This window comes from Bremerella sp. TYQ1 (assembly GCF_020150455.1).
Classification (GTDB): Bacteria; Planctomycetota; Planctomycetia; order Pirellulales; family Pirellulaceae; genus Bremerella; species Bremerella volcania_A.
This window is the reverse complement of the sequence record NZ_CP083740.1, coordinates 318,267-343,654: the sequence shown is the minus strand read 5'-3', so window position 1 is coordinate 343,654 and position 25,388 is coordinate 318,267. Positions and strand designations below refer to the sequence as shown.

The following is a 25,388-nucleotide window of genomic DNA, read 5'->3' as shown; positions in this document are numbered from 1 at the left end:
ACGTATCTCGATCATTCCCACGGCAGCGCAAAGAACGCCCTGCGTCCGACTAGCACCGACTACGTGCCACTTTCGTCGATCGCTGGACTGGGGGTTGACTCGGATCGAACTCTGAAACTACCGATCCACCTCAGCCGTGTAAATTGATTTTTCGGCGACGTCGAACAGATTCGACCAACCTTAATAAACGTCAAAACTGCGTGAAAGAACTAGCCTTTTTCCGCGCCAAGACATTCCTTCGGAGTGATCACTCCATCGCCATTGAGATCGTAAGAATTGAACTCTGCAACCTTCGACGAGCTCCACGACGTCGTATATTCGTGCATCATGATCTGGCCATCACCGTTGAGGTCATTTCGCATGAACCAATCTGGCAGGCCCTTGGGAAGACGTTCGGTCGCTGTTAGAAACCGATAAGTTTCTTGCTTCGGCGCTTCGTCGGAGCGATCTCGTGAAGAGCGCCCTCGACCGAAACTCTCGGATCGTTGTGTTAGCTCTTCGACGGTAATTTTGCCGTCGCCATTTTTGTCGTAGTCGGCAGGGTTGCCTCGTAGTCGGCCCCACTCGTCTTTTTCGAGAACTCCATTCTTATTTCGATCGTTTTGACGAAGAAGACTTTCGGCATACTGGCGATACCGGTCGTCACCGCTGCGATCACCTTCATCAGAACGGCGATCGTCACGTCCTCGGTCATCGCCTCGACTACGACTGCCATTGGAGCGAACAATTCGATTGCACAGTTCTTCCATAGAAAGCCGGCCATCCTTGTTGGCATCGTCCTGGGTAGGATCATCTCGCCAACGGACTTCGGACCACTCAGGGCCATCCAGGTAATGGTTCTTGTTCTTGTCGTAACGCTCCATAATGCCAGCGACTTGATCTACGACAGACTTGCCAAAACGTTCTTCCAAAGATTTACCATTTACAGGAGGCGGAGCGTCAAAGCCGACCGCTGGTTCAGCATCGGACGCCGCTCCGAACGACATACTCGCCGAATCTACGCCTGCTTCACGCTGCTCGCGAACTTTCTGTACGGCCTTCGAAGCGTCATCAATATTGATGCTTTTGCTGTTCTCCATCCCGGTGCCGTTTAAAATCCGTCGCACGAATTCTCCGCCGCGGCCTTCGAGTTCGTCCCCTTCGATCTTGCCGTTTCGGTCACGATCCATTCGGCGAAGCATCTCCGTAGGATCCCAGCCGCTCGGTCCCCGGTCGCTTCGGCCACGGTCGCCACGATCTCGGTCATCTCTGCGGTCGCGATCCTCTCGGTCGCCCCGCTCACGATCTCGATCATCGCCTCGGCCACGTTCCCGGTCTCCGTCGTCGCCGCGGCGTCCCCAACGAGACTCGCCGCCAGGACCGCCGGAGTCTCCAGGACCACGTGGTCCACCGAATCCTGGGCCACCGCGTGGCGGTCCTTGCGCAAACGTGGAACCAGCCAACATGGCCGAAACAGCGAGGGCAAGACTGAAGAAACCGAAGTGAGCCAGGGGACGAGTGACCATCTTGATGATCCTGAACAGTCGTCAATGAACGAAAGCGATTCCGAAGTTGAGCTAGATTTACCTTAGTTCAACCACGCCGGGTACGCTTCTATAAACCCCGTTAGGGGCCGGGGAGTTGTGGTTTTCGACGTGCCAATTTAAGAAATATCGCAATTTTCTGTCGGAATCTCGATTTGAGGCGAAACCTAACGTGGCGTCCATGGTTGACCTCTCTTATGCAGATTCCCCCTGAGGGCACTATGGTACGCCACAGGACAGGAATCAGGATGGCAACAACTAATATCCCCCTCGTATGGGCGAGGGCAATTCCTTTTCCTGAAAGGTGCTTCGATGAAACTTCTGGTCGCGTTGGTTTGCGCGGGGGCAATGGCTTTCGCATCGAGTTCGGTCATGGCACAAGGTCCCGGTGGACGTGGCCCAGGTGGCGGTCCTGGTGGACCCGGCGGCGACTTGTTCGGCCTGCTGAACAACGAATCGGTTCAAAAAGAGCTGGAAGTCGTTCCATCGCAGCTCGAAGACATTCGTGATCTCGGCGAGGAAATGCGGGAAAGCATGCGTGATATGTTCCAAGGCATGCGTAACGCCAGCGAAGATGAACGCCGCGAAATGTTCGACAAGCTTCGAACGGCTCGTGAAGACATGGAAAAGGACCTCAGCAAAATTTTGATGCCTGGCCAACTGCAACGCTTGAAGCAGATTCAAGTTCAGCAGCAATCGCAAGGCCGCGGAGGCGTTTCGTTCTCGAATCCTCGTATCGCCGAAGCTTTGGGGCTGAGCGAAGACCAACTCGCAGACATGCGTGAAAAAGCGGAAGAACTTCAGCAAGAGATGCGTGAAAAGATCGAAGAGCTTCGCAAACAAGCCGATGACGAACTTCTTCAGATGCTGACCCCTGAACAACAGGCCAAATGGAAAGAAATGGTCGGCGATCCGTTTGAAATGGAACAAGAGCGACGTGGATTCGGTGGGCAAGACCGTGGTCGCGGCGGTCAAGACCGCGGACGCGGTGGCCAGCGTGGCCCCGGCGGCCGTGGTGGAAACGACGACGGCGAAATCTAAGTCGCTCGAATTACCCGCAAGGGAATTTATCGCACCATTAACCCCTCGCCACTCGCCCTGGCGAGGGGTTATCCGTTATGATCGGAAGGAACAGGGTTCGATTTGGGAATTCGCGAAACCTTTGGTGGTTGCAAAACGTTTAATACTTAGCAAGCTAAAGCCTAATCTCCCATTCGTTTAAGAATGGACCGACCGCGTTGGGTCTGGTAATCGGTCAGGCGCGGTAACCTGATTTCCTCCCTCTCCCCCCTCTCCTGGTTAAATAAGTCTCTATGGTCGATGCTGGTGAAATTCTGCTGAGTTGTGGATTGCTGACGCCCGAACAGGCCGACATTGTCCGCAATGAACAGGAAACAAGCGCTGACTTTATTCCCACGGCAGTGCAGCTCTCGTTCGTTGAAGAAGACGAAGCACTCAAAGCACTCGCGACAGCCGTAGGGCTCGATTTCATCGATTTGAATCACACCGAAATCGATACGGCTCTGATCAAGTCGATTCCCCAGCGGTTGATCTACCGCCAGTCGCTTTTGCCGGTTCGGCGGGAAAATGGCAGTATCGTCGTTGCCACGAGCGATCCGTTCGATCTGTATCCGTTGGATGAAGTCGCCTCGGCAACTGGGTTGAGCGTGGTGCCTGTCTTAGCGGGCCGAACCGAAATTGCCAAGCTGATCAAAGCCAATCTCGGCGTCGGTGGCGAAACCGTCGAAGGGATGCTGGCTCGAAAAGAGGAAGAAGAAGCCGGCGTCGAACTGCTGGAAGATCTGGACGACGACGGCGAACTTGCCGAGATCGAACAAGAGGCCTCGGTCATTCGCCTGGTGAATGAAATCTTGCTCGAAGCGATTGAATCGCGAGCGAGTGACGTCCACATCGAATCTCAATCCAACAACACCGTCGTGATTCGATACCGAATCGACGGCATGCTTCATTCACAACCGGTCCCGCCGGAAATCAACTACTTTCAGGCGGCCATCATTAGCCGTTTGAAGATTATGTCGCGACTGAATATCGCGGAAAAGCGACTTCCTCAGGATGGTCGCATGAAGCTGAAAGTCCGTGGCCGCGAGATCGACGTCCGTGTTTCGGTAATCCCAATGATCCATGGCGAGAGCATCGTCATGCGTATTCTGGACAAAGGTTCGCTAACGTTTGATTTGCAAAAACTGGGGATGGACACCGACGTTTATTCCCAGTTCCAAAAAGTCATCCGCCAGCCTCACGGGATTATCCTTGTCACCGGACCGACCGGTTCTGGTAAGACGACAACGCTTTACAGTTCGCTACTCGAAATTCGTGACGAAGCCACCAAGATCATCACGACGGAAGACCCTGTCGAATATCAGCTGGACGGGATCAACCAGATTCAAGTCCACTCGAAGATCGGCCTGACGTTTAGTGCTTCGCTGCGTAGCATCTTGCGTCATGACCCTGACGTTGTGCTCGTGGGTGAAATTCGTGACTTGGAAACTGCCGAAAACGCGATCCAGGCTTCGCTTACCGGCCACTTGGTGTTTAGCACGCTTCACACCAACGATGCCGCAGGTGCGTTTGCTCGTATGGTCGACATGGGGGTCGAACCGTTTCTGATTGCTTCGACCGTCGAAGGGGTGATGGCCCAACGTCTTGTTCGACGTTTGTGTCCTGAATGCAAAGCCCCTCACGGGGTACATCGAGCCGATCTGCCGGACGACTTCCCGTGGGACGATTTGATGCAACAGGACGAAACGCGTCTGTTCCACCCGACTGGGTGTCGTAAATGCAGAGGCGTGGGCTACACCGGTCGAATGGGTATCTACGAGTTCCTCGCATCGTCGGAAGATCTCCGCCAAATGGTGCACGACAACGTCAGTAGCTGGGAAATCAAGCAAGCCGCCATCAAGCAAGGGATGTCAACTTTGCGTCAATATGGCTGGCGTAAGGTTCTTTCCGGACAAACGTCTGTGGAAGAAATTCTTCGTGTCACTAAGAGTGATAATCTTCGCGGAAATTAGTACAATACAATTCCCACCTCACCACTGAGCCTACCTAAATCATGCCAGACTTCGCATACGTCGCACGAAACCTGCAGGGCCAAAAGGTCTCGGGCAAGCTGACTGCGCAGACCGAAGGCGAAGTCATCAATTCGCTCAATGCGAAGTCGCTTTTCCCGATTGAAGTTAAACAGGAAAAGCAAGGGGCTCGGTTTCAGTTTGGTGGCAAGAAGGTAAGCCCTCAGCAAGCAGCAACGTTTTATTCGCAGTTGGCCTCGCTCGTGCGTAGCGGTGTCCCTTTGATGCGATCGTTAAACGTGCTATACGACCAGGCCTCGAATCAGGCTTTGAAAAGCGTCTTGGAAGATGTCCGAGGCCGTGTCGAAGAAGGCGAACCGTTAGACACCGCCATGGCTCGTCATCCTCGAGCTTTCAGCGACATGGCCATCAACATGGTTCGAGCCGGCGCCGAAGGTGGCTTCCTGGAAGATGCCTTGGAACGTGTTGCTTCCTTTACCGAAGAACAAGAAGACCTCAAAGGCCGCACCATCAGCGCCCTGGCCTATCCGATCTTCCTGGCCGTTGTGGGCTCCGCAATTCTGACGTTCCTACTCGTCTTCTTCGTTCCCAGCTTCGAAGAGATGTTTGCCCGCTTGCGAGAACGTGGCCAATTGCCGGCGATTACCGACTGGTTGTTGTGGTTTAGCGGAACTTTGAACAGCTACGGGTTGTTTATTCTGATAGGGCTTATCGGCCTGTTTGCCTATTTGCGAACGATATTTAAAACGGAATCAGGCAAACGTCGCTTTGATTACTTCAAGATTAAAGTCCCGCTGCTTGGATCGATCTTGCTCGACTTGTCTGTCGCACGTTTTTGTCGTGTGCTCGGGACAATGCTAAAGAACGGGGTCCCAATCCTTCGAGCCTTAGAGATCAGCCGCCAGGCAGCCGGGAATCGAATTTTGGCGGAAGCCATTGAGGACGCATCCGAGAATATTTCCTCGGGTGAATCACTGGCAGCTCCTCTTAGCTCTTCCGGATATTTCCCCAAGACAGTCGTCGAAATGATTAGCGTGGCCGAAGAGTCGAACTCTTTGGACCGCGTGTTGGTCGAAATTGCCGACAACTTGGAACGTAGAACGACTCGCCGACTCGACTTGGCGGTTCGCTTGCTCGAGCCGCTCATGCTGCTCGTCATGGCATTCATCGTGCTTATCGTGGTGATTGCCCTGCTTTTGCCGGTGTTCCGAATGAGCAGCTCGCTTTAACTAAAACACTAATCGCGCTTTCGTAAAACACACACCCACCATTGTTAAGGAGAAACAATTCATGTCCCACCTGAAACGACGCCGCCGGTCGGTCGCCGGCTTTACGCTTATCGAAGTTTTGCTTGTGCTCGTGATCCTTGTGGTCCTGGGTTCGTTGGTCGGCGTCTCGATCTTTAATATCCAAGGTCAAGCCCTCGAAAAGGCTGCCAAGACTCAAGTCGAGAACATCGAAGGAGCCATCAAGTTCTACAAGCTGAACATGAACAAAGCTCCTGAATCGCTGGACAACTTGCTCACCCAGCCTTCCGACGATAAAGGCAACAAGTGGAAAGGCCCTTACTTGGAAGAAGAATCCATTCCACTCGATCCATGGGAAAACGAGTACCAGTACGAAGTGAACGGGGCCAACTTCAAGATTTGGTCGATGGGACCAGACGGGGCCAGCGGGACCGAAGACGACATTACCGGCTAGTCTTCCGGTGGTGATTGACTAAGTGGGTGCCATGCCCACGACCGCGTGGGCATGCATCGAAGCGATGTTGTCTGCAAGGCCGTGGCCATGGCCCTTGCCGTATTGAGATAGCCAGAGTTCGCTGCAATCAATCCATGAAGCAGTTCCATTTACCAACACGATCGGTGACGTTCCGACAGCTTCAAGCTGAACGGTATCGCCGCGCGTTTACACTCTTGGAACTCTTGCTTGTACTCGCCATCCTGGTCGTTTTGTTTGGCATGGGCATGCCAGCATTGTTCAGTTCGCTGCAAGGACATCGATTAACCATCTCGGCTGAAAAAGTGCAAACCGAGTTCATGCGAGCTCGCGTCGATGCCATGGAGTCTGGCCGTATTCGCATGTTCCGTTTTCAACAAGAGACCGGCAACTTCACGGTTGCCCCTTTCGTTCGCAGCAGCGACGAGTTGGAAAACAACTTCGCCGGCACAAGCCAAGGAATCGGTGTATCGAGCGTTGTACTCGAGTCAGCCGAACAGGAAACGCTGAACGAGATGCTCGAGGAAGGGGTTGTCTTCGCCGGCGACAATGTCGAAGCCGATATGCGAAGCTATTCCCTTGAACAAGAGCAAGGCACCGACATGGATATTTCCGGCTGGTCACGTCCTATCTTGTTTTATCCTGATGGCACCGCTTCGGATGCCACCGTGTATTTGCGTGGCGAAGGAGGAACACTGACTTCGGTAAAGCTTCGCGGTCTGACAGGAATTGCTCGGATTCAAGACCCCAACTTGGACAATGGAGGTGTCGACTAAATCATGCTGGCACACCGTCCCTACAAACATGGTTTTACTCTGATTGAAGTCATCCTTGCGCTGACAGTCCTGGCGGTTTCGTTGGCAATGCTCGGTCAATTGGTCAGTCTGGGCTTTCAAAACGCCCAACAGGCCCAAGGATTAACCGAAGCCCAAATGATCGCTGAAACGATCATGGAAGAAATCGCTCTCGGCTTGATTCCGCCAGATCCTGTGACCGACATGAATGTCACGATGACCAGCGATCTTTCGACACTCGCCGTCGAACAAGATGCTCCCTGGCTATACAGCATTAACTGGGAACCGGCTCCTGTTGACGGACTGATCATGGTCGCTGTCCAAGTGCGCAGGGCAGGTGCTCAGTCGGCAGCAGAAAACGATTCGTTTCAAATCGTTCGCTGGATGCGCGACCCTGAACTTGCGGTTGAGGAATTGCCCGACAGCAGTGATGGGGCTCCTACGGAACTAGGAGGTGCCATCTGATGCGTGACTCTTCACGAAACGGTTTTACACTGTTGGAAGTCATCTTGGCTTCCTCGCTATCTGTGCTGGTTTTATTGGCGGTCGGCGGAGCGGTCCAGTTTTACCTTTTTCAGGTGACCGAAAGCCAAACAAGTATCGAACAAGCTCAACTGGCTCGTTCGATCATGCGCCGCATGGAAACCGATCTGCAAAGCGCGATCTGGAAAAACGAAATCGATTTCTCCGCTGTGGAAACGCTGGCTGCCGACAGCTTAGCGGGAGGCGCCGGAGACTTGGCCGCGAGTGCGGGGATCGATCCCACTATGGCGGAAGACGCAATCGCAGGCTCAAACACCCAAGAGCTTGCTGCATCAAGCGTGCTGCCAACCACGATTGGCTTATATGGCAACGCGATGGAGCTTCAAGTCGATATCAGCCGTATCCCGCGAATCGATGAGTATGACCCGCAGTACACGAGCTTTCGAGATCGTGCGATTGGCGATATTCCTAGCGATATCAAAACCGTCACCTATTTCCTGCTTCAACCAGGCGTTTCTTCGCTTGGGCATGGCACCGTTGGCGATGCCGGTATCACGGAAACGCAATTTGGTTTGGTTCGACGTGAACTCGATCGTGCGGTAACGCAGTACGCTTTGAATGAAGGGGATACGGCCGGACTTGATGCTTCCGCGGAGATCCTTGCCCCGGAAATCTCGCTTCTGCAGTTTCGTTATTTCGATGGGTTTCAGTGGCTGGAAGAATGGGATTCCGAGGCGATGGGATGTCTCCCCATGGCAGTCGATGTCATCATTGCCATTCGAGATCACGACACAACCCAGGCCCTTCTTTCTGACGGAGCAGTCGAAGTTCCTGTGGACGAAACAGGCAATCCCGTCGGCCAGATTTTTCGCCGATTGATCCGCATCCCGACCGCCAAACCGTACGAGGAAGAAGAGGAAGAATCGACCGACACATTAACCGAGGAGGCCGCCCTATGAGCGTCTCGCCTGGTCACCGTCGACCGAAGCGTGGAGCGGTTCTTTTCATCGTACTCATCGTTGTCATGATGATCACGCTCTCGGCGTATGCCTACACCGAGTTGATGTTTATCGAGAACAAAGCAACTCACCTAACAGGTCGGCAGATTCAAGCTCGCAACGTCGCGGAGAGCGGCATCGCAATGCTCTCGGTCTTCCTGGAACAAGACCAGGAACTGATTACCGAACAAGGGGGCATTTACGACAACCCCGATATCATGCGCGGCATCTTGGTTCATCCAGACGATACGTCAGATTCGCGTGGAAGGTTTTCGATTCTAGCGCCATCTCTTAACGTCGACGGCTCTATCGAAGGTATTCGTTTCGGCTTGGAAGATGAATCGAGCCGAGTCAATTTAAACGCGTTATTAATGCTCGAAGAGCAGTCGGAAGGTTCTGGACAATCCCTTCTCATGGCTTTGCCGGGCATGAATGAAGAGATTGCTGATTGCATTCTCGACTACCTGGACGAAGACGACGAACCGCGCGAACTGGGTGCAGAGTTCGATTATTACAACACGCTCGATCCTCCTTACAATCCCAAAAATGGCCCATTGGAGACCGTCGGAGAGTTACTGCTCGTGCGTGGCGTAACGCCTGAACTCCTTTTCGGTCGAGACACGAATCGAAACGGCTTAGTTGACGATCACGAATGGGCACCACCTCCGGATGGCGACCCAGCAGTGGCTGAAATGTTGGACCTTGTGCCGGATCTCGGATGGTCTTCCTATCTGACGCTTGTGAGCATGGAGAAGAATTACTCCGACACGGGACAACCCAAAGTCTTTCTCAACGAAGAAGACCTGCAGACGCTTCATGACAACATCTCGGCCATCTTTCCCGCTGAATACGCCGACTTCATCTGCGCCTACCGAATTTATGGCGGCTCGAGCAGCAGTGGCGGCAACAGCGGTGGAGGTGGCGGAGGCGGATCGGTCAATCTCGATCTCTCGCAGGAAGGGCAAACCCAGATCAGCAACGTGTTGGAATTGATCGGCGCATCGGTTCAAGTCCAACAAGGCAATCGTACCGTCACTATGCAGTCGCCATTCGAGGACAGCATCGTCGCGATGAATGTTTATTTGCCTAGCATTATGGACAACATGACCATCAATCCTTCCCCGGTCATTCCAGGGCGAATCAACATCAATCAGGCTCCCTACGAAATATTGCTTGGCATCCCAGGGATGGACGAAGAAATCGCTGGACAAATACTCGAGCAACGCCTGCCAGTGCCTGATCCCGAAGATCCTGTCACACGACACGAAACATGGATTTTGATGCGAGGCATTGTCACCACGGAACAAATGCGTTCGCTCTCACCGTTTATCTGTGCCGGTGGCGATGTGTACCGGGCACAAGTTGTAGGTTACTTCGAAGATGGAAGTGCCTTTAGCAGACAGGAAGTTGTCATCGACGCAACCCAGCCGCAACCGAAAGTCATGTTGTGGCGCGACATTTCCGAATTAGGCCGTGGGCATCCCTTGGAAGTCCTAGGTGTTGAACTCGGGCTCGACGACGGACAAATCAACTGATTTCGGTTAGCCAGCGAGGATTTTCTCGCTCACCCCGAATCTTGCGAAATACAATAGTACTATGGCTAAGAAACTTGCAATTGAATGGGATTCGCGATCTCTCCGCATGTTGGTGGCACGCCAGCGCGGTTCGAGTATTGCCGTGGAACAAGCATTCCATTTCCCTCTGACCACGTCGCCAGACGGTACCGAAACCACATCGCTGGAAAGCCGCGTTGGCCGTTTGCTCGCCGATCAAGTGTCGGCCCTCGGCTTGAGCAAACTTCCGACCATCGTCGGCGTCAGTCGGTCGTCGATCGAGCTTCAAGTTGTCGCCGTCCCTCCTGTGCCAGACGACGAACTTCCCGACATCGTCCGATATCAGGCCATGAGGGAATGTACCAGCCTGGGCGAAGACGGAACGGTCGACTTCGTCAAGTTACCCTCCAGCGAAGATGGGCAAGCACGCGTACATGCTGCGGCAATCTCCGCCAAGAATCTGAAGTCGATCCAGAAGATCTGCGATCAGGCCCAACTTCAGCCTGAGAGCTTTTACGTTCGATCATTCGGAGCTGCCCATCTTGCAGCGACCCAATCGAAGCTTGCGTCGTCTGCGTTTTTGCTGGTCGAAATACTCGAAGACCGTGCCGAGCTCACCGTCGTTTCTGACGGAAATGTAATCCTCACACGATCGACACGAGTCCCTGGCGAAGCAGATTCGGAACAATTCACCAAGTCACTTCAAGGTGAAATCCGCCGAACAATTCTTGCTGCCCAAACCAAGATCAAATCAGATTCGATCTCGCAAATCGTTATTTTGGGTGAGTCGACACAACCTCAGATCTGGCGATCGTTCGGTGATGATCTGAAAGCATCGGTCGAGTTTCTCGATCCGTTTTCTGCGGAGCATGTTTCCTGCACGGTTGAAGTCGCCCCGGAAACGGCCAGCCAGTTTGGTGGATTACTTGGAATCTTGCTTGCTGACGGTTCCACGTATCACGCGAAGATCGATTTCTTAAATCCACGCCGCAAACCTGATCCGCCTGATCGAAAACGCATATTCGCTCTCGGCGGACTTGCTGCTGCATCGGTCGTAGTGGCCGCCGTCTATCTTCTTTACAGCGGTATCTCAGCTCGCGAAGCGGAGATCACTGAGTTGAAAGAGGACATCGCCAAAATTCAAAAATCGAATAAGCCTCTCGTCGAACTTGAAGAGGAAGTGCTCGAAATCGACAGCTGGGTTAACGCTGACGTTCAGTGGCTCGACGAGCTCTATCGAATGTCGGACAAATTACCCTCGGCCGACGAGATGATCACCACTCGAATTCATATGCAGCCGGCCAACAACCAAGGTGGAACTGCCGCCCTGGAAGGCTACGTTTCCGATCAATCTGTCATCGGCAAGATAGAATCGAGCCTAATGGGCGAGAATCATGCCGTCCTTGGGAAAGGAACCCAGGAGCGAACCTACGGCGAGGCCTATTCCATCAGTTTCCAGGAATACGTCACCATCACGCCAGATGGTACAGATCGCTTTGCTCCAAGAGTTGAAGAAACAGAGACTCCTGAAGCAGAGGACACAGAAACCAAGGACGAAACATCCGAGGTTTCCACCGAACCGAAAACGGACAAAACAGAAGAAGCTCCAGCCGATGCGGCAGCAGACGTTGTTAGCACCACGGGAGACCAGTCATGACTCAACGCGAACGTGTTTTGGCCATTCTCGTCGGTATCTGTGTGGTCGGCGTCGGTGGCTACTATTTTATGAATCAATATTTCGACGCACTCAAGGCGCGTGATCGTCAGATCGATACGCTTTCGAAGCGTTTAAAAGATGAAGAGTTCATCGAATACAAAGCCAACACGGCAATGGATCGCTTGGCGACCTACCGACAGCATGCGTTGCCCGAAAGTACACGCGCCAGCCATTCGTTCTATCAAGAGCGACTGCGCGAAACGCTCGAATCAACAGGATTCGATGATGTGGTGATCAAACCGCTCAACGGCCGTCGCGGTGGCAACCATTACCAGCATATGTTCAGCATCAATGGGCGTGCGACCCTTGAGGAGCTCGTTCAGTTCACCTACGAGTTTTACTCCTTCAACATCCTGCACAAGTTTACCAAGCTGACCATGGTGCCGGTGAAGGACTCAGAACTGCTGGATATCTCGATGAACGTTTCAGTGCTTAGCGTAGATGGAACCGAAGAGGTTCCGAATCCGGAGGACGTGCGTTTGAATTCCCTCGCACACGGGAACCTGAAGGATTACGCCGACGTTATTGTCCAGCGGAATCTATTCGCTCAAGCCAACAAGCCCCCACTATTCACGTCCAAAACGGAAGTCGAAGCCGAGCTCGAGCGTCCGCTACGCTATCGTTTGAGTGCCAACGATCCTGATCGCAAGGACCGAGTGACATTCTTCCTTGGAGAGAACCCGCCGGAAGGAGTCGAATTGTCCGAAAGTGGAACACTGCAGTGGACGCCGCCTGCGCTGGGTGAATACAAAATCAACGTCGAAGCACGCGACAGTCGCCTACCGCCGAAAAGCTCGAAACAAGAGCTCATCGTTAAAGTCGTCGAGCCGGAACCAGAGCCAATGCGAGATCCGACTCCTACTCGCCCGGAATTTGACGAAGCGAAGTTCACCTTCTTGACCGGCACCGTTGCCGTTGGTGGCCAACCCAAGGCCTGGTTGAACAATCGACCCAAGAACAAGCAGCTCCGACTCGGCCCCGGCGATACGTTCTCGATCGGCACGCTCAAGGGTAAAGTCGTTGACGTGAAGGACCGCGAAGTCGTGATCGAGATCGAAGGTGATCTACGTGTTCTTTCCATCGGCCAGCCGTTAGCTGACGCCATGACGATGGGCCCAGGCGGAGAACTTTAAGGAATCGTCCTCCGAACTTCAAATTCACGCCAAACACGCAAATGCCGCCAGCTAGCTGGCGGCATTTTTTCGTTTAACGATCGCTCGCTAATCGTCAAAGTCTAACATCGCGCGAAGATTTGTCGGCTATACCGTTTGAAATCGGTGTAGGGGTAATTCGCTTGCTACCGAATATTCCATGTAGTGCGAGGTGCGCGGTAATCCAGCTATTTAGCTGCGCGAAAGCAAGTGAGGACAACGGATGGTCAGCCCCTTCGATCGATTAACCAAATCACGTGTACTGATAGCAACGCTCGTCGTCGCTCTCAGCGGTATCCTTTCGGCGCCGATCAAAGCCCAAGCACCTGGTGACGGCGTCAAAATACGCTCTTACCCCATTCAGCAAAGCAAGTTGGAAGGACTTTCCAACTCGCTTAAGCAGCTGTTTGCTGGGAAATCGAACGTGGCGATTCACGCAGACCCGGGCTCCGGACAGCTACTTGTCACCGCTCCGGAATCGACCCAGGGGCAAATCGCAGAGTTCATCGAACGAAGTGGTTATCAATCGGCTCCACAAAAAGCTGAACCCAACAGTTCCGAGCTCCGCGTTCGCCGCCAGCCTGCCGAACCGAAGCCAATGCCTACGGCTTCCACGTTTCAGCGAACCAAAGATCTAGGTGACGGCCTGGTCGAACTTGAGATCCAGCTGAAAAACTTGCAAGGCGAAAACCTTGAGTCTGGCATTGTCAAACTGGTTGGCAAACGCGTGCCAGTCAGTATCTCGGCGGAAGGGGCTCTCGTCATGATGACGTTGCCAACCAACTCCGGCAAAAAAGTCAGTCTGCAAGTTTACCGCAACGATGGAACAGCAATCGTCCGTGGCGAGTCAGATGCCGCGAAGAGCTGGGGCGAAGTCATCCGCGCACTCGACACCCCATCCCACAGCGATGCTTATCGCACCACGCTCGTTTCCTTGCGAAATGCCTCGCGAGATACCGTTGAAAAAGCACTCGATCCGCTTCGTGACGTTGAAAACAGCCTGGCCAAACGTCAGGTCTTTCAAGCGTTGAAGGGTGTCGCTGACAAAAAGAAGCTCCGCTGGAGTGGTGACCTGGCCGCGATGATCTTCCAGCCTGAAGCCGAAGCTCCTCCGGTCGATGAAGATGACAACGCCGCCCAGATTATCGGTCAGCCGCAAAATGGCCAGCCGATCGACATTCCAGACGAACCCAATCCGAACAATCCACAGTTCACCATCAGCCCCGAAGAAGATGGTGGTCTGATCGGGCCAGTTCAGATTGAATTCCTCGAAGGTCTGGATGTGATCGTCGTCCGTGGTCACCGCCGTGACGTCGAACGTATTACCAATATCATCAACGACATCGAACGACTTAGCGTCGAGACCCAACCGGTCATTGAAGTCCGTGAATTGCTCCACGCCAACAGTGAAGCAGTCGCGACGATGATTAACGAACTTTACGAAAGCCTGCTCAACGCCCGCTATGGTCAAGTCACCATCACGGCTTTGAATCGTCCGAACGCGATCCTTGTGATTGGCCGTGCTCAAAGTGTTGAAGGCATTCTGGAATTGATCGACAAGCTTGATCAACCCGTGGGCCCAGCCAAAACCCTGCGAGTCTTCCCACTGCAGAATCTAGCCGCAGCGGATGCCCAAACGAAGCTCGCTGAATTCTATACCGACCCAACGGCTCTGGGCACGCGAATTCGCGTTGCTTCCGATGTTCGCTCGAACTCGCTGATCGTTTCGGCCAGCCCACGCGACATGGTCGAGATCGAATACCTGCTGAAGCAGATTGATGTTCCGACCAGCGAATCGTCGCTCAAGCTCGAAATTGTTCAGCTTCGCAACTCGGTCGCTGAAGACCTGGCCCCGATCCTGCAGGAAGCGATCACCGGCGCCCCTGCCACAGGAACCGGTAACCAGCAGAATCAATCGAGTGCTCAAGTTCGTGCCGCCATGCTTTCTTTCATGACGCTCGACACCGAAGGCAAGCAGATCTTACGTTCCGGTATTTTGAACGAAGTTCAAGTCACCGCCGATACGCGATCGAATGCCCTGATTATTCGTGCCCCGGAAAACAGCATGGACTTGATCCTTGCGTTGGTGAAGAACCTCGATTCGCAGCCGTCGGCTGAGTCGCAGATTAAAGTGTTCACCATCGTCAACGGTGATGCGACGCAGCTGTCGACCATGCTCAACGAATTGTTCCAGACCGTTCAGTCCGCCAACAACCAGGCCCGACAGACCAACGCGTTCTTCTCGCCACAGGCAGCAAGTTCCGGCGAATCGAGTTTGATCCCACTGAACTTCACTGTCGACACGCGAACGAACAGCATTATCGCTTCTGGTTCCGCAAGTGACCTGACCGTGGTCGAAGCCATCTTGCTTCGCTTGGATCAAGACGAAGTCACCGAACGCAAAAGCACCGTCGTTCGACTACGCAACGCTCGGGCCGACCTCGTCGCAGAGTCTTTGACGGCATTGTTATCCGAAGAAAGCCAGTTGCAAACGCTCGATCCATCAGTGGTCAGCCCCTTCCAGCAATTGGTTCGCGAAGTGATCGTTGTGCCGGAATTGTTCAGCAACAGCCTGATCATCAGTGCCACACCGCGATACTTCGATCAAGTTCTGGAAATCGTCCGCGAACTGGACGAACGCCCACCGATGGTCATGCTGCAAGTCTTGATCGCGGACGTGCGTCTGAACGACTTGGAAGAACTCGGTTTCGAGCTCGGCTTGCAAGACTCGGTGCTGTTTGACCGCAGCGTCGTTTCGAGTGGTTCGCTCGACCCAGGCTACAACTTCAATAATCAGGCATTGGGTAATAGCTCGAGTGCGGCCAGTTTGGCCACCGCGAGTGCCGTTGGTAGCCAAGGCCTAACTAACTTTGCCCTTGGACGTGTGAACAACGATCTTGGCTATGGTGGTTTCGTGTTCTCCGCGGCCAGCGAATCGGTCAATATTCTCGTCCGTGCACTGGAACGAGAAAGCCGACTCGAAGTGCTCGCTCGTCCGCAAATCATGACCATGGATAACCAGCCTGGCTTTATTCAGGTCGGTGAACGTGTTCCCTACATTACTTCGACTCAACAAACCAACAACGGTACGATCAACACGACAGAGTTGATCAATACCGGTATCATCTTGAGCGTCACCCCACGCATCAGCCCTGATGGTGTTGTCGTGATGGCCCTTCAAGCCGAACGTTCGGCCGTTGGTTCCGAAGCAAACGGCATCCCGATTTCGATCAACGAAAATGGTGACGTTATTCGTTCGCCACGTATCGATACTCAAACCGCTACGGCCGTGGTCAGTGCTCGCTCTGGACAGACGATTGTCTTTGGCGGTTTGATCTCGAACTCGAACGAAGTCATCAACCGTCAGGTTCCATTGCTCGGCGACGTGCCGCTGCTGGGTCGTCTGTTCCGCTACGACAGCTACAACGCACAGCGTAGCGAACTGCTAATCATCATCACTCCAGTGGTCGTCCGCTCTGACGCCGATGCGGCTTACCTGAAAGAACAGGAAATGTGCCGCATGAGCTGGTGCTTGGCTGACGTTGCCAAAGTGTACGGCCCTGAAGCACTGTATGGTATCGATCCTTCCATGCCGATGGACGATGGCATCATCACCATTCACCCTGATGACAACCCATCGGGAACTCCTGAGATCATTCCACCGGGCTACAACGCTCCGATCCTTGATCCTCCGCGGGGTCCGCTGCCACGACCGTCAGGCACCGAATTGCTGCCACAATCGCAGCCGCCTGGCATGGGCCGTCCACAAAACGTCCAGCCGCGGCCGACCATCATGCAGCCTGTGGAAGTTCGCCCGGTCGACTATCAACAGCAGCAGTACCAAGCGATGCCGCCGCAACAACAGTCGCAGTATCCGGGGTATCCGCAGCAACCGGCTCCGCAACAACCACAGCCTCAGCAACGCCACCCGCAGCCGTCGCAGTATTCTCAACAACCTGCCCAGCAGCAGTACCGTCGCTAACTCGTGAAGAACTTAGGAGCTACCATCATGCAGCGCATCGCATTTGCAATTAGTTTGGTTTGCCTGACCGTTCTCACGACAAGCGGTTGCTCTTCCTTCGGGAAGATGCCGAGCATGCCTTGGGAATCGGACGAGCCGGAATACAAAATACCACTGAAGATGGTCGTAACGTGGAAGGACGCCGTCCGCTATAACCCACACGACCCACCAACACGTGGTTTCGGAGGTCGAATTCACTTCTATGACGAATCGCAAAAACCGGTTCGCGTTGAAGGGCAACTGACCATTTATGGCTACGACGACGCGTTGGAAGGCAACATCGACAACGAACGTCCGGATCGGAAGTTCGTTTTCGAGGCCGACAAGCTACAATCGCATTACAGCATGTCGAAGCTGGGACATTCCTACAGCTTCTGGATTCCATGGGATCGCGCCGGTGGCGAGCAAAAGGAAATCACGCTGGCTCCTTTCTTCCGCACCGCAACCGGTCAGCTCATCATGAGCGAACAAAGCAAGCACTTGCTGATGGGCGTCAAAAAGAACGGCGAAGAACAGCCGTCGATGCCTAATCAGCAGCCAAGCCCAAGCGACTATGTTGGACAGGAAGTCGCCCAGGTAAACTACCAGCGGAATCCACCGCAGGCGATGCCATATCAACAAACGCCAGCGGCTCAGCCGAATGGTGCTCAGTTACGCACAACGACGATTCATCTTCCTAACTCCATGGAAGAACGACTTCGCTACGTGACGCCTGGTATGCAGTCGCAATCGCGTCCGCAGCCAAATATGTCGAACGTATATCGGCAGATGGCAACGCCTCAGGTGCAACAGCCGAGCCAGCCATTGATGGACCAAGCGGCAAGCAATTACCAGGGAAGCCCCTACCAAAGCCGTGCACCGCAGTCGATGCAGTTGAAGCCAGGGGTGAACTTACAAACGTTCCGCCCTGACTTTGCCGACTCGAAAGCCTACAGCGATTACCTCGCCAGCGGTCAAGCGATTACCGGTCGGCAGGCGATGGCTCCTGCAATTCAAGTTGGTTCACCACCGATGACACACCAACTTCCAACGACACAAATCGGTCAACCAACCGCAAATCATCTTCCGACTCCACAATCCCCGTCACTGTGGCCACCCGGTCTTCCACAGTCACGGTAATGCCCGAGAAGCGTTGCATCTTTCGGATGCGGCGCGTGATGTCGGCACTGACCAGGTTCGACGGAACGACCGGATGGTCGAACTTCACCGTCAACTTGGTCGGTAGTCGGGGCGTGTCATCCTGGCCGAATCCATTTTGAAACGCCTGGTTGTTGAACATGTTGCCGAACGCTCCGAAGCGACCGAAGCTGCTTCGAGCCGAGTTGGCTCCACCGAAGTTGAATCCGCTGCCACCAGTTCCTGTGGTTCCGCCTCCAAACGGATTCAATTGATTCTGCTGCATCAAAGAAGAAGCAGCACTGGCGTCGCCTGATCCGCCCAAGCCACTGGATGTCCCGCTACCGGAAGATGTCGATCCGTCCGAAAACGAAGGACTTGGCAGTGGTGAAGAAAACATGTTGGTCCCGGAGCTGCTGATCGTTCCACCCGAGTTGGAATTGAACCCTGAACCGAAACCGGAGCTTGGTTGTTGCAGCGTATCGGAGTTGACCGACTGGCCTTGCGCTTGGGCGCTGGCTAGTCCGCAAGTGAGGGCGCTGCAGATGGCGATGGCAAAGATCTCAATTCGGTTCAATCGCATGATTCTTCTCGTCCTTGGCGAGCCGCTTGTCCAGGGATACCGCGCCTATCATTAACCCCATTATCGCGCGGAAGTGTTTCTGTTCCAAGTAGAATTCTTGCGTCCACTGGCTCCGCGGAGTCATCCTCGTCGCCCAATTGCGCGAAGATAGGGTATCTCTCGTATCGTCGTTTGGCACTGCTATCCCCCGCGAAATGCATCAAGCCGGCACAATACGTCCCTTCGCTACGCGCCCACTACCCCGGCAGGGTACCCCAGCAGAAGTTTCCCGAACAATCTTGAAACTTTGCCTGACCGGATCAGGTAATTCTGATGAGTTACCCTGAACACAAACGCTTAGCTCTCCACCAGTTAAGGTGCCTTCAATGAAACGCCGTATCACCCCACTTCTTGGCCTTTTGCTTTCCACGCTGCTCATTTCCAGCGTTTTGGCCGAGCGTCCCAATGCCGCTCGGATCATTTCCGATCAGACGTTCGCGTTCCTTCGTGTCGCCGACACACAAGATTTTATTGCCAAACTCGAGCAAACCTCGATCGGTAAAGCGGCGAACGACCCGCAGATGCAGCCCTTCATCAACGGCATCTGGCAGACACTCAAGCAGTGGGCCGCCAATGCCGAGGAACGAAGTGGCCTGACGCTCGAAGAAATCTTGAGTATCCCCCAGGGCGAATTGGCGATTGGGGTTGTCGCAATGCAGGAAGGCAATCCTGGCGTGCTCATCTTGTGCGACTTGGGGGAAGACACTCGCGTGGTCGAACGAGTCCTCAGCTTGCTCGAAACCGTTGCCGGCAACGACGGTGCGTTGATCGAACGCAACAAGCACAAAGATGCCGAAATCACTCTAATTCGCGGCAATAATGGTCCATTGGCCGTTTGCATTCACGAGAATACGCTGCTGCTTTCCAACCGAATTGAAGCAGTCGAAGACTCGCTCGATAATTGGTCCGGCGAACGTGAAGACAGCCTCGCATCGGACGATCGGTTCAGCACCATTGTTTCCGCTTCGCGAGGTACCAAAGACGAGCCGGCCCAGATGATTTGGTACGTCAATCCAATCGATGGCCTTCGCACGGTCACCCGAGATCAGCCTGGCGGCGGTTACGTGATGGGTTTCCTCCCAGTGCTTGGTCTCGACGGAATCAAAGCGATCGGCGGTAGCAACATCTTCGCTACGGAAGACTTCGACTCGATTGGGCACTTGCACATCATGCTCGAACGTCCTCGCACCGGCGTCATCGAAATGATCGCGTTGAAGAATGCTTCGACCGACCCGGAAGTCTGGGTACCGGAAGACGTAACCAACTATATGACAAGCAATTGGGACGTCGAGAAATGCTACGGAGCACTGGAAAACCTCTACGACAGCATCTTCGGCGAAGGCAAGCTTGCCGAGGACATCGACCGCCGAATTAACCAACGAACCGGCATCGACTTCAAGACCGAAGTGCTCGACAACTTGGAAGGGAAGTTCACCCTGGTTCAGTGGTACGAACCGCCAGCTCGGATCAACAGTCAGGCCACGTTTATCGCCGCCAAAGTGAAAGATCGAGCCGCCATGCAGCGAACCATCGACCGCATCGTCGAGTCGCTGCCACGGTTGAACGACATTGTCGAGAAGAAGAACTTCGGCGATGCGACCTATTACTCGGCCAACGTCGGCAATGCCCCGATTCCCGAAGACGTGCCGGAAGATCGTCGCCGACGGATGGAGAACCGCCGAACCCTTCGTCCTGAGCCTTGCTTCGGATTGATTGGCGACTTCCTCTTCTTCGCCGATCGCCCTGGAATCGTCGAACATATTGCGATGACGCATGGTGGCGATATTCCTCGCCTGGCGGACGACTTGAGCTTCAAGCTCGTGCTGAATCAACTCCAGGAACAAGCCGGCGAACGCAAACTGGCGATGGTCAGTTTTGCTCGTCCGGAAGAAAGCCTGCGAATGATTTACGAGTTGGTTCAAGCCGATTCGACGCGTAATTTCATCAGCCAGCGAGCTGAACGAAACGACTTCTTCAACAACCTCCAAGGCAACTTGGAAGCGAACCCGTTGCCGGACTTCAACGTGATCAGCAAGTACCTCGCCCCGAGCGGGTCGATCATGGTGGACGACGAAACAGGCCTGCATTGGGTTGGCTTTACGTTGAAGCGCGATTCGGAATAGCCTGCCAGAACGAAACTCAATAAACTCGAAACGCCCCTGTATTTGCAGGGGCGTTTTTTGGTTTTATTCCGCATTTCAGGCCCATCTATCCGCGCAATCTTGCGTACGCTTACCACATAACCATGCGAATATTTCTTGTAGCTTGTACGCAAACTTACTTATAATTAACTCTACAAGAGTTCAACATCACTTCAGTCACACTCTTCTACCGGTCGGCAGGCCAAATTTACGACGATTTCTAATTTTCTTCCTGCCGGATTCTGAAATTAATCTGCCAGCCTTCCCCATTCAGGCGGGATTGGCGAGACACTTAGCCGCGCTACAATCCTGGTATTCGTTGGAACAACTATTGGCTAAAGGGGAAACCATGTTGCGTTCGCTATTACTACTTGCCGCGATGGCCATACTGCCGTCGACGCTGCTGGCTCAATCAGAAGATCTGTCGTTTGATCAACGTCTGACCGAGTACGAATATCCTTTTCCGGTGAAGACCTACGAGTTTGAATCGCAGGGGCAGAAGCTGGAAATGGCTTACATGTTTCTGCCAGCCAAGGACGACAGCAAACCGGTTGTGACGCTGCTGCATGGGAAGAATTTTAACGGAGCGTATTGGCAATCGACTGCGAAACTGCTGCAGTCGCAGGGTTACGGCGTGCTGATGCCCGATCAGATTGGGTTCGGCAAGTCGAGCAAACCGAAAGACTACCAGTACAGCTTTCCCGCGTTCGCCCAAAACACGAAGGGATTGCTCGAGTCGTTGAACGTCGACAACACGATTGTCGTTGGGCATTCGATGGGTGGCATGCTCGCTTCCCGCTTTGCCCTGCTCTACCCCGATACCACGCAGAAGCTGATTCTGGTCAATCCGATTGGCCTGGAAAACTACCTTCAATATGTCCAGTACAAGGACGTCGATTTCTTCTATCAGAACGAATTGCAGCAAGCCCCCGAGAAGATCGTCGCGTATCAGAAGAAGAACTATTACGACGGGGCATGGAACGATGACTATGCCGCGCTGACCGAGCCCTTGGTCGGTTGGGTGCAAGGGCCTGACTGGAAAGATCTTGCCTACGTGAATGCGCTGACCTACGACGTGATCTTCACGCAACCGGTCATCGAAGAGTTCAAAGACTTTCAGGTGCCTGTCACGCTGATCCTTGGAACGCGGGATCGCACGGGGCCTGGACGCAATTGGAAACGAGATGGCGTCGACTACGAATTGGGACGGTACGATCTACTAGGCTCCCAGGTCAAAGCCCGTAACCCCGACATCGAAGTCATCGAACTCCCCGGCCTCGGTCATCTTCCGCACATCGAAAACTTCGAGCTATTCCAACAGGCCTTTGAAGTCGGTTTGAAGGATTAAACCCCTTTTCAACGCATGAAGCTGCCTAGCGATAATCTCAGGAAGATTGGCAGCGAGAAAGCCCCAACGGGGCGACTGAATGTTGTGCACTCAATGCTTCTGTCGCCCTTTCAGGGCTTACCATCTTTGGATCACTTACCAGGGGCTTGCGCCCCTGGCTATTTTCTGCCGCCCCTTCGGGGCTAGGATAGCGTCGACTAGCTTTCGTACCAGAACTCGATTGCGTTCTCGATGGCTTTGGCGGTAACCGGATCGGCCTGCCAGTCTTCAAACTGTTTGAGCTTCGTGCGATCGGCCAGGTAATGTTCGAGGAAGCCATTCTCGATGCAGAGCCGTGTTGCGTCGTCGGAACGCAGGTAAAGCTGCCGTAGTTCATCGAGCATTTCCTCGACAAGGGGGCGTAGCTCGCTTCTCCCTTGCTCCCACAATTGCAAGTGCCCTAGCAAGTCGCGTGTGGCTTCGTAGCCGGAACAAACGTACTCGCTTGATTCGTCCTGCTTTTCGATACAGAGGAGCAGATAGCCTGCGACGATTTGATGGCAGCGGACGTCGCTCGGCTTCGGCTGAATGCGATGGCGATGCCGTGTAAGTAACTCGCGTAGCATCCCGCGGACCGTTAGATCGCTCGATACAAACGCCGGTCGGATTTCTGCAACGGCAATGGGCCCAGTGGCATCTAACAGTTTTTTCAGGGTTTCCGCGTTCATTTCGGACTGGCTTCTTCCCGGCTTCCTTGGTTGCACATTTTCTGCACGCACGGTTGAATGAGGCAAGCCGTTCACGCAACACTCTTACTCCTCAATCAACGAGCATCATGGCCGACATCGGGTTCACCAAGAAATCGTTTCAGCTTCTCAAAGAGATCCACGATAACAACAATCGCGAGTGGTATCACGAAAACAAAGACGACTTGAAAGAGCACCTGCTCCAGCCGTTCGCCGAGATGCTGGAAACGGTCAGTACGAAGCTGAAGAACGCCAAACTCCCTTGTTCCGGCAGCAAGCAAACCATGTTTCGCCTGCCCCGAGACGTTCGTTTTTCGCACGACAAACGCCCCTACAAGGAACACATCGGCGGACTGCTCACCCCTTCCGGTAACAAGAACCAAGACTCGGCGCTGCTGTATGCGCATCTATCGGCGGAAGGCGGATTTCTAGCGGCAGGATTTTATTGCCTCGATACGAAGGTGCTGAACCTGATCCGCGACCGCATTATTGAAGAGCCGAAACAGTTCACCAAAGTTGCCAAGAAGATGCAGCGTGCCGGCTTCGAGTTCGACCCGATCGATCCACTCAAGTCGATGCCGCGTGGCTACTCCGATTACGCCGAGCACGAGCATGTTTTCTATTTGAAAATGCGTTCGCTTGTTGTCAAGCAGCCACAAACCAAAGAGGCGTGGCTCGACGGCTCGATCGTCAAACGCCTCGTGGCAATGCACAAGGCGTCTGTCGATTTCCTGTTGTTCGGCTTGGAAGCGATCGGCGACAGCCGGTAGTATCCATTGGCAAAAGAAACGGCGTTATTGCAGTTTCAGATCGATTTCGGTATTCCCGTCCGACGGCACTTCGACCGTCAGCCCGGAAGACTCGATGCTGGAGTACTTCGCCGGGATTTTGACTTTGGGAGGTGGCATTGGTTTGAATTCCATGCCGCCTGATTCGGGATCGAAGTCCGGCGGGCCGACATACCGAACGGCCACTTTGTGCATGCCGACCGGGGCACCGTCTCCTTTGCCGTTGGTGCCGAGGACGAAATTGCCATCGGCATCGGTCATCCCTGAAGCAGGCCGTTGGTCTTCCGCCTGCAAAAGCACCTGGTAATGCTCTAGCGGTTTCCCTTGAAATGTGACCACACCGCCGGCAGGAACTGTCGGCACGATATCGCCGGTCGGCATGTTATTGCACCCGGCGACAAGCGGCAGCAAACCGAGAACAAAGGCTATGCTGCCGCGGCGAACTACGTTAGATAACATTCGAAACACGTTGTCATCCTTGTGCATGGGAATCTTAATTCAGCAAACCGAACCGGTGGAACGCGTTAGTTACGCGTCACCACTTCGCCCCCTGCTTTCGATCCCATGGCTTTGAACACATTGGCGTCAATCGTATCGGCAACGAAGCCAACCGAACCGTCGGCGTAGCAAAGTTCGACTCCGCCGGGGTGATAGCTTCGCGGGGCAAGATGTCCTCGATAGATCGTGTTGTCGGTGCAATCCCGCAGACGCGCGTTGGGGGTCAGCGTGTGCGTGTAGTATGTCGCCACGAGCAGCCCGCGGTAATACTGCAGACCACGGTAAGCCCACGCGTTGGTTCCCCGCGTTTCGCATTCGCTTGGTGCATCGAGCAGATCCGCCCCTGACCACGTCGAAGTCGCTCGAGTTGCCACGCGGAAATCGTCAGGGTGTCCGGCATCGAGCTGCAAGTACGAGCTGGTATGGTTCGGGCCCTTCTTGATTTCGCTAAACAAAGCGGTGTTCGACGTTCCGTCGGTGATGTCGGCAAACCGAGTTGCCGAGTTTCGCCAGAACACCCCATGCTGTGGAGTCGGGGAGGTTGGGTTTTGTTCCGAGTGAGCCCCCAAGCATTGCATGTAGTTGGCACTTGAAGCATTGATGGCGTTGGCCACCAACAGTGGTCCACTCGGAGCGATTTCCGACGGACATTGATACGTCACGATGTTCTGCAGACGCGCCTGGGTATTCGCCGCGTTGGCATTTACCTGGTAACGGAAGTCGAACGTATCGTGGCTGTTGCCTTGTTCGAGAAATGGCAGGATGAAAGCTTGCGTCGAAGCCTGGGGAATGTCGCCTGATCCGTAGTTCACACTACAGTCGCCCGGCGGAAACACTTTGAACGTGCTTTCGTAGTTGTGCAGTCCCAAGCCGATCTGCTTCAAGTTGTTGCTGCACTGCATGCGCCGAGCCGCCTCGCGAGCCTGCTGCACGGCCGGCAGAAGCAATGCAATCAAAATGCCAATGATGGCAATCACAACCAACAATTCCACCAACGTAAACCCATGCCGAAGCGCGTCGCGTCGCATACCAGCCTCCAAATCCTGTGGCAAAGTCAACTACGATGAATACCGAAGATCGGGGCACACCGATGTGGTCCCCAAGTGTGGATAATCGTAGAAGCGGAATTCGACGAGACGTA

19 protein-coding genes are annotated in these 25,388 nt (G+C 54.0%); 14 read left to right on the top strand and 5 right to left on the bottom strand.

Going from position 1 to position 25,388, the window contains the following annotated elements; all coding sequences use genetic code 11:
* Positions 1–209: 209 nt before the first annotated feature.
* Positions 210–1,505 carry a hypothetical protein gene (locus LA756_RS01300; RefSeq protein WP_224438081.1) on the bottom strand — a complete coding sequence of 432 codons (1,296 nt, stop codon included), beginning with the start codon at positions 1,503–1,505 and terminating at the stop codon, positions 210–212.
* A gap of 330 nt (positions 1,506–1,835) precedes the next feature.
* Between LA756_RS01300 and LA756_RS01295 the strand changes: the two genes are divergently transcribed.
* The 11 genes from LA756_RS01295 to LA756_RS01245 all read left to right on the top strand — a co-directional run bounded on the left by LA756_RS01295 (position 1,836) and on the right by LA756_RS01245 (position 16,970).
* On the top strand, positions 1,836–2,564 hold the full coding sequence (locus LA756_RS01295; RefSeq protein ID WP_224438080.1) for a hypothetical protein: 729 nt from the start codon (positions 1,836–1,838) through the stop codon (positions 2,562–2,564).
* A gap of 272 nt (positions 2,565–2,836) precedes the next feature.
* The gene (locus LA756_RS01290) at positions 2,837–4,555 is read left to right on the top strand and encodes a GspE/PulE family protein (RefSeq protein WP_224438079.1); all 1,719 of its coding nucleotides are present in this window, start codon (positions 2,837–2,839) and stop codon (positions 4,553–4,555) included.
* Between the two features lie 41 nt (positions 4,556–4,596).
* Positions 4,597–5,802 carry a type II secretion system F family protein gene (locus LA756_RS01285; protein ID WP_224438078.1) on the top strand — a complete coding sequence of 402 codons (1,206 nt, stop codon included), beginning with the start codon at positions 4,597–4,599 and terminating at the stop codon, positions 5,800–5,802.
* 61 nt (positions 5,803–5,863) lie between these two features.
* Positions 5,864–6,274 (top strand): type II secretion system major pseudopilin GspG, encoded by a 411-nt coding sequence (gene gspG / locus LA756_RS01280; protein WP_224438077.1) that lies wholly within the window; start codon positions 5,864–5,866, stop codon positions 6,272–6,274.
* A 134-nt stretch (positions 6,275–6,408) separates the two neighbouring features.
* Positions 6,409–7,068 carry a prepilin-type N-terminal cleavage/methylation domain-containing protein gene (locus LA756_RS01275; RefSeq protein WP_224438076.1) on the top strand — a complete coding sequence of 220 codons (660 nt, stop codon included), beginning with the start codon at positions 6,409–6,411 and terminating at the stop codon, positions 7,066–7,068.
* Between the two features lie 3 nt (positions 7,069–7,071).
* Positions 7,072–7,551, top strand: coding sequence for a prepilin-type N-terminal cleavage/methylation domain-containing protein (locus LA756_RS01270; RefSeq protein WP_224438075.1), 480 nt, complete (start codon positions 7,072–7,074; stop codon positions 7,549–7,551).
* Positions 7,551–8,528 (top strand): hypothetical protein, encoded by a 978-nt coding sequence (locus tag LA756_RS01265; protein ID WP_224438074.1) that lies wholly within the window; start codon positions 7,551–7,553, stop codon positions 8,526–8,528. The genes LA756_RS01270 and LA756_RS01265 overlap by 1 nt, the downstream gene beginning before the upstream one ends.
* Complete coding sequence (locus LA756_RS01260; protein ID WP_224438073.1) at positions 8,525–10,102, top strand: type II secretion system protein GspK; 1,578 nt, start codon at positions 8,525–8,527, stop codon at positions 10,100–10,102. The genes LA756_RS01265 and LA756_RS01260 overlap by 4 nt, the downstream gene beginning before the upstream one ends.
* Positions 10,103–10,163: 61 nt before the next feature.
* Positions 10,164–11,777 carry a type IV pilus biogenesis protein PilM gene (gene pilM, locus LA756_RS01255; RefSeq protein WP_224438072.1) on the top strand — a complete coding sequence of 538 codons (1,614 nt, stop codon included), beginning with the start codon at positions 10,164–10,166 and terminating at the stop codon, positions 11,775–11,777.
* Positions 11,774–12,970: a cadherin repeat domain-containing protein gene (locus LA756_RS01250; RefSeq protein ID WP_224438071.1), complete on the top strand. Its 1,197-nt coding sequence runs from the start codon at positions 11,774–11,776 to the stop codon at positions 12,968–12,970. Before pilM ends, LA756_RS01250 begins: the two co-directional genes overlap by 4 nt.
* Before the next feature lie 241 nt (positions 12,971–13,211).
* On the top strand, positions 13,212–16,970 hold the full coding sequence (locus LA756_RS01245; RefSeq protein ID WP_224438070.1) for a secretin N-terminal domain-containing protein: 3,759 nt from the start codon (positions 13,212–13,214) through the stop codon (positions 16,968–16,970).
* Between the two features lie 1,000 nt (positions 16,971–17,970).
* Here LA756_RS01245 and LA756_RS01240 read toward each other — a convergent pair.
* Complete coding sequence (locus LA756_RS01240; protein WP_224438069.1) at positions 17,971–18,708, bottom strand: BON domain-containing protein; 738 nt, start codon at positions 18,706–18,708, stop codon at positions 17,971–17,973.
* Positions 18,709–19,073: 365 nt separating this feature from the next.
* Between LA756_RS01240 and LA756_RS01235 the strand changes: the two genes are divergently transcribed.
* The gene (locus LA756_RS01235) at positions 19,074–20,870 is read left to right on the top strand and encodes a DUF3352 domain-containing protein (RefSeq protein ID WP_224438068.1); all 1,797 of its coding nucleotides are present in this window, start codon (positions 19,074–19,076) and stop codon (positions 20,868–20,870) included.
* A 367-nt stretch (positions 20,871–21,237) separates the two neighbouring features.
* Positions 21,238–22,236, top strand: coding sequence for an alpha/beta fold hydrolase (locus tag LA756_RS01230; RefSeq protein ID WP_224438067.1), 999 nt, complete (start codon positions 21,238–21,240; stop codon positions 22,234–22,236).
* Positions 22,237–22,433: 197 nt separating this feature from the next.
* Here LA756_RS01230 and LA756_RS01225 read toward each other — a convergent pair whose 3' ends face one another.
* Positions 22,434–22,943: a hypothetical protein gene (locus LA756_RS01225; protein ID WP_224438066.1), complete on the bottom strand. Its 510-nt coding sequence runs from the start codon at positions 22,941–22,943 to the stop codon at positions 22,434–22,436.
* Between the two features lie 107 nt (positions 22,944–23,050).
* Between LA756_RS01225 and LA756_RS01220 the strand changes: the two genes are divergently transcribed.
* Positions 23,051–23,731: a DUF2461 domain-containing protein gene (locus tag LA756_RS01220; protein WP_224438065.1), complete on the top strand. Its 681-nt coding sequence runs from the start codon at positions 23,051–23,053 to the stop codon at positions 23,729–23,731.
* Between the two features lie 24 nt (positions 23,732–23,755).
* Here the strand turns inward: LA756_RS01220 and LA756_RS01215 are convergent, their stop codons facing one another.
* Both LA756_RS01215 and LA756_RS01210 read right to left on the bottom strand, forming a co-directional pair.
* Positions 23,756–24,217 (bottom strand): carboxypeptidase-like regulatory domain-containing protein, encoded by a 462-nt coding sequence (locus LA756_RS01215; RefSeq protein WP_224438064.1) that lies wholly within the window; start codon positions 24,215–24,217, stop codon positions 23,756–23,758.
* Between the two features lie 56 nt (positions 24,218–24,273).
* Entirely contained in the window at positions 24,274–25,275 is a 1,002-nt protein-coding gene (locus tag LA756_RS01210) for a DUF1559 domain-containing protein (protein ID WP_224438063.1), read from the bottom strand.
* Positions 25,276–25,388: the final 113 nt, after the last annotated feature.

What these genes read in the sequence shown, in the direction of transcription:
- LA756_RS01300 (WP_224438081.1), bottom strand. Translation starts at nt 1,505, where the DNA reads ATGGTCACTCGTCCCCTGGCTCACTTCGGTTTCTTCAGTCTTGCCCTC.
- LA756_RS01295 (WP_224438080.1), top strand. Translation starts at nt 1,836, where the DNA reads ATGAAACTTCTGGTCGCGTTGGTTTGCGCGGGGGCAATGGCTTTCGCA.
- LA756_RS01290 (WP_224438079.1), top strand. Translation starts at nt 2,837, where the DNA reads ATGGTCGATGCTGGTGAAATTCTGCTGAGTTGTGGATTGCTGACGCCC.
- LA756_RS01285 (WP_224438078.1), top strand. Translation starts at nt 4,597, where the DNA reads ATGCCAGACTTCGCATACGTCGCACGAAACCTGCAGGGCCAAAAGGTC.
- gspG (WP_224438077.1), top strand. Translation starts at nt 5,864, where the DNA reads ATGTCCCACCTGAAACGACGCCGCCGGTCGGTCGCCGGCTTTACGCTT.
- LA756_RS01275 (WP_224438076.1), top strand. Translation starts at nt 6,409, where the DNA reads ATGAAGCAGTTCCATTTACCAACACGATCGGTGACGTTCCGACAGCTT.
- LA756_RS01270 (WP_224438075.1), top strand. Translation starts at nt 7,072, where the DNA reads ATGCTGGCACACCGTCCCTACAAACATGGTTTTACTCTGATTGAAGTC.
- LA756_RS01265 (WP_224438074.1), top strand. Translation starts at nt 7,551, where the DNA reads ATGCGTGACTCTTCACGAAACGGTTTTACACTGTTGGAAGTCATCTTG.
- LA756_RS01260 (WP_224438073.1), top strand. Translation starts at nt 8,525, where the DNA reads ATGAGCGTCTCGCCTGGTCACCGTCGACCGAAGCGTGGAGCGGTTCTT.
- pilM (WP_224438072.1), top strand. Translation starts at nt 10,164, where the DNA reads ATGGCTAAGAAACTTGCAATTGAATGGGATTCGCGATCTCTCCGCATG.
- LA756_RS01250 (WP_224438071.1), top strand. Translation starts at nt 11,774, where the DNA reads ATGACTCAACGCGAACGTGTTTTGGCCATTCTCGTCGGTATCTGTGTG.
- LA756_RS01245 (WP_224438070.1), top strand. Translation starts at nt 13,212, where the DNA reads ATGGTCAGCCCCTTCGATCGATTAACCAAATCACGTGTACTGATAGCA.
- LA756_RS01240 (WP_224438069.1), bottom strand. Translation starts at nt 18,708, where the DNA reads ATGCGATTGAACCGAATTGAGATCTTTGCCATCGCCATCTGCAGCGCC.
- LA756_RS01235 (WP_224438068.1), top strand. Translation starts at nt 19,074, where the DNA reads ATGAAACGCCGTATCACCCCACTTCTTGGCCTTTTGCTTTCCACGCTG.
- LA756_RS01230 (WP_224438067.1), top strand. Translation starts at nt 21,238, where the DNA reads ATGTTGCGTTCGCTATTACTACTTGCCGCGATGGCCATACTGCCGTCG.
- LA756_RS01225 (WP_224438066.1), bottom strand. Translation starts at nt 22,943, where the DNA reads ATGAACGCGGAAACCCTGAAAAAACTGTTAGATGCCACTGGGCCCATT.
- LA756_RS01220 (WP_224438065.1), top strand. Translation starts at nt 23,051, where the DNA reads ATGGCCGACATCGGGTTCACCAAGAAATCGTTTCAGCTTCTCAAAGAG.
- LA756_RS01210 (WP_224438063.1), bottom strand. Translation starts at nt 25,275, where the DNA reads ATGCGACGCGACGCGCTTCGGCATGGGTTTACGTTGGTGGAATTGTTG.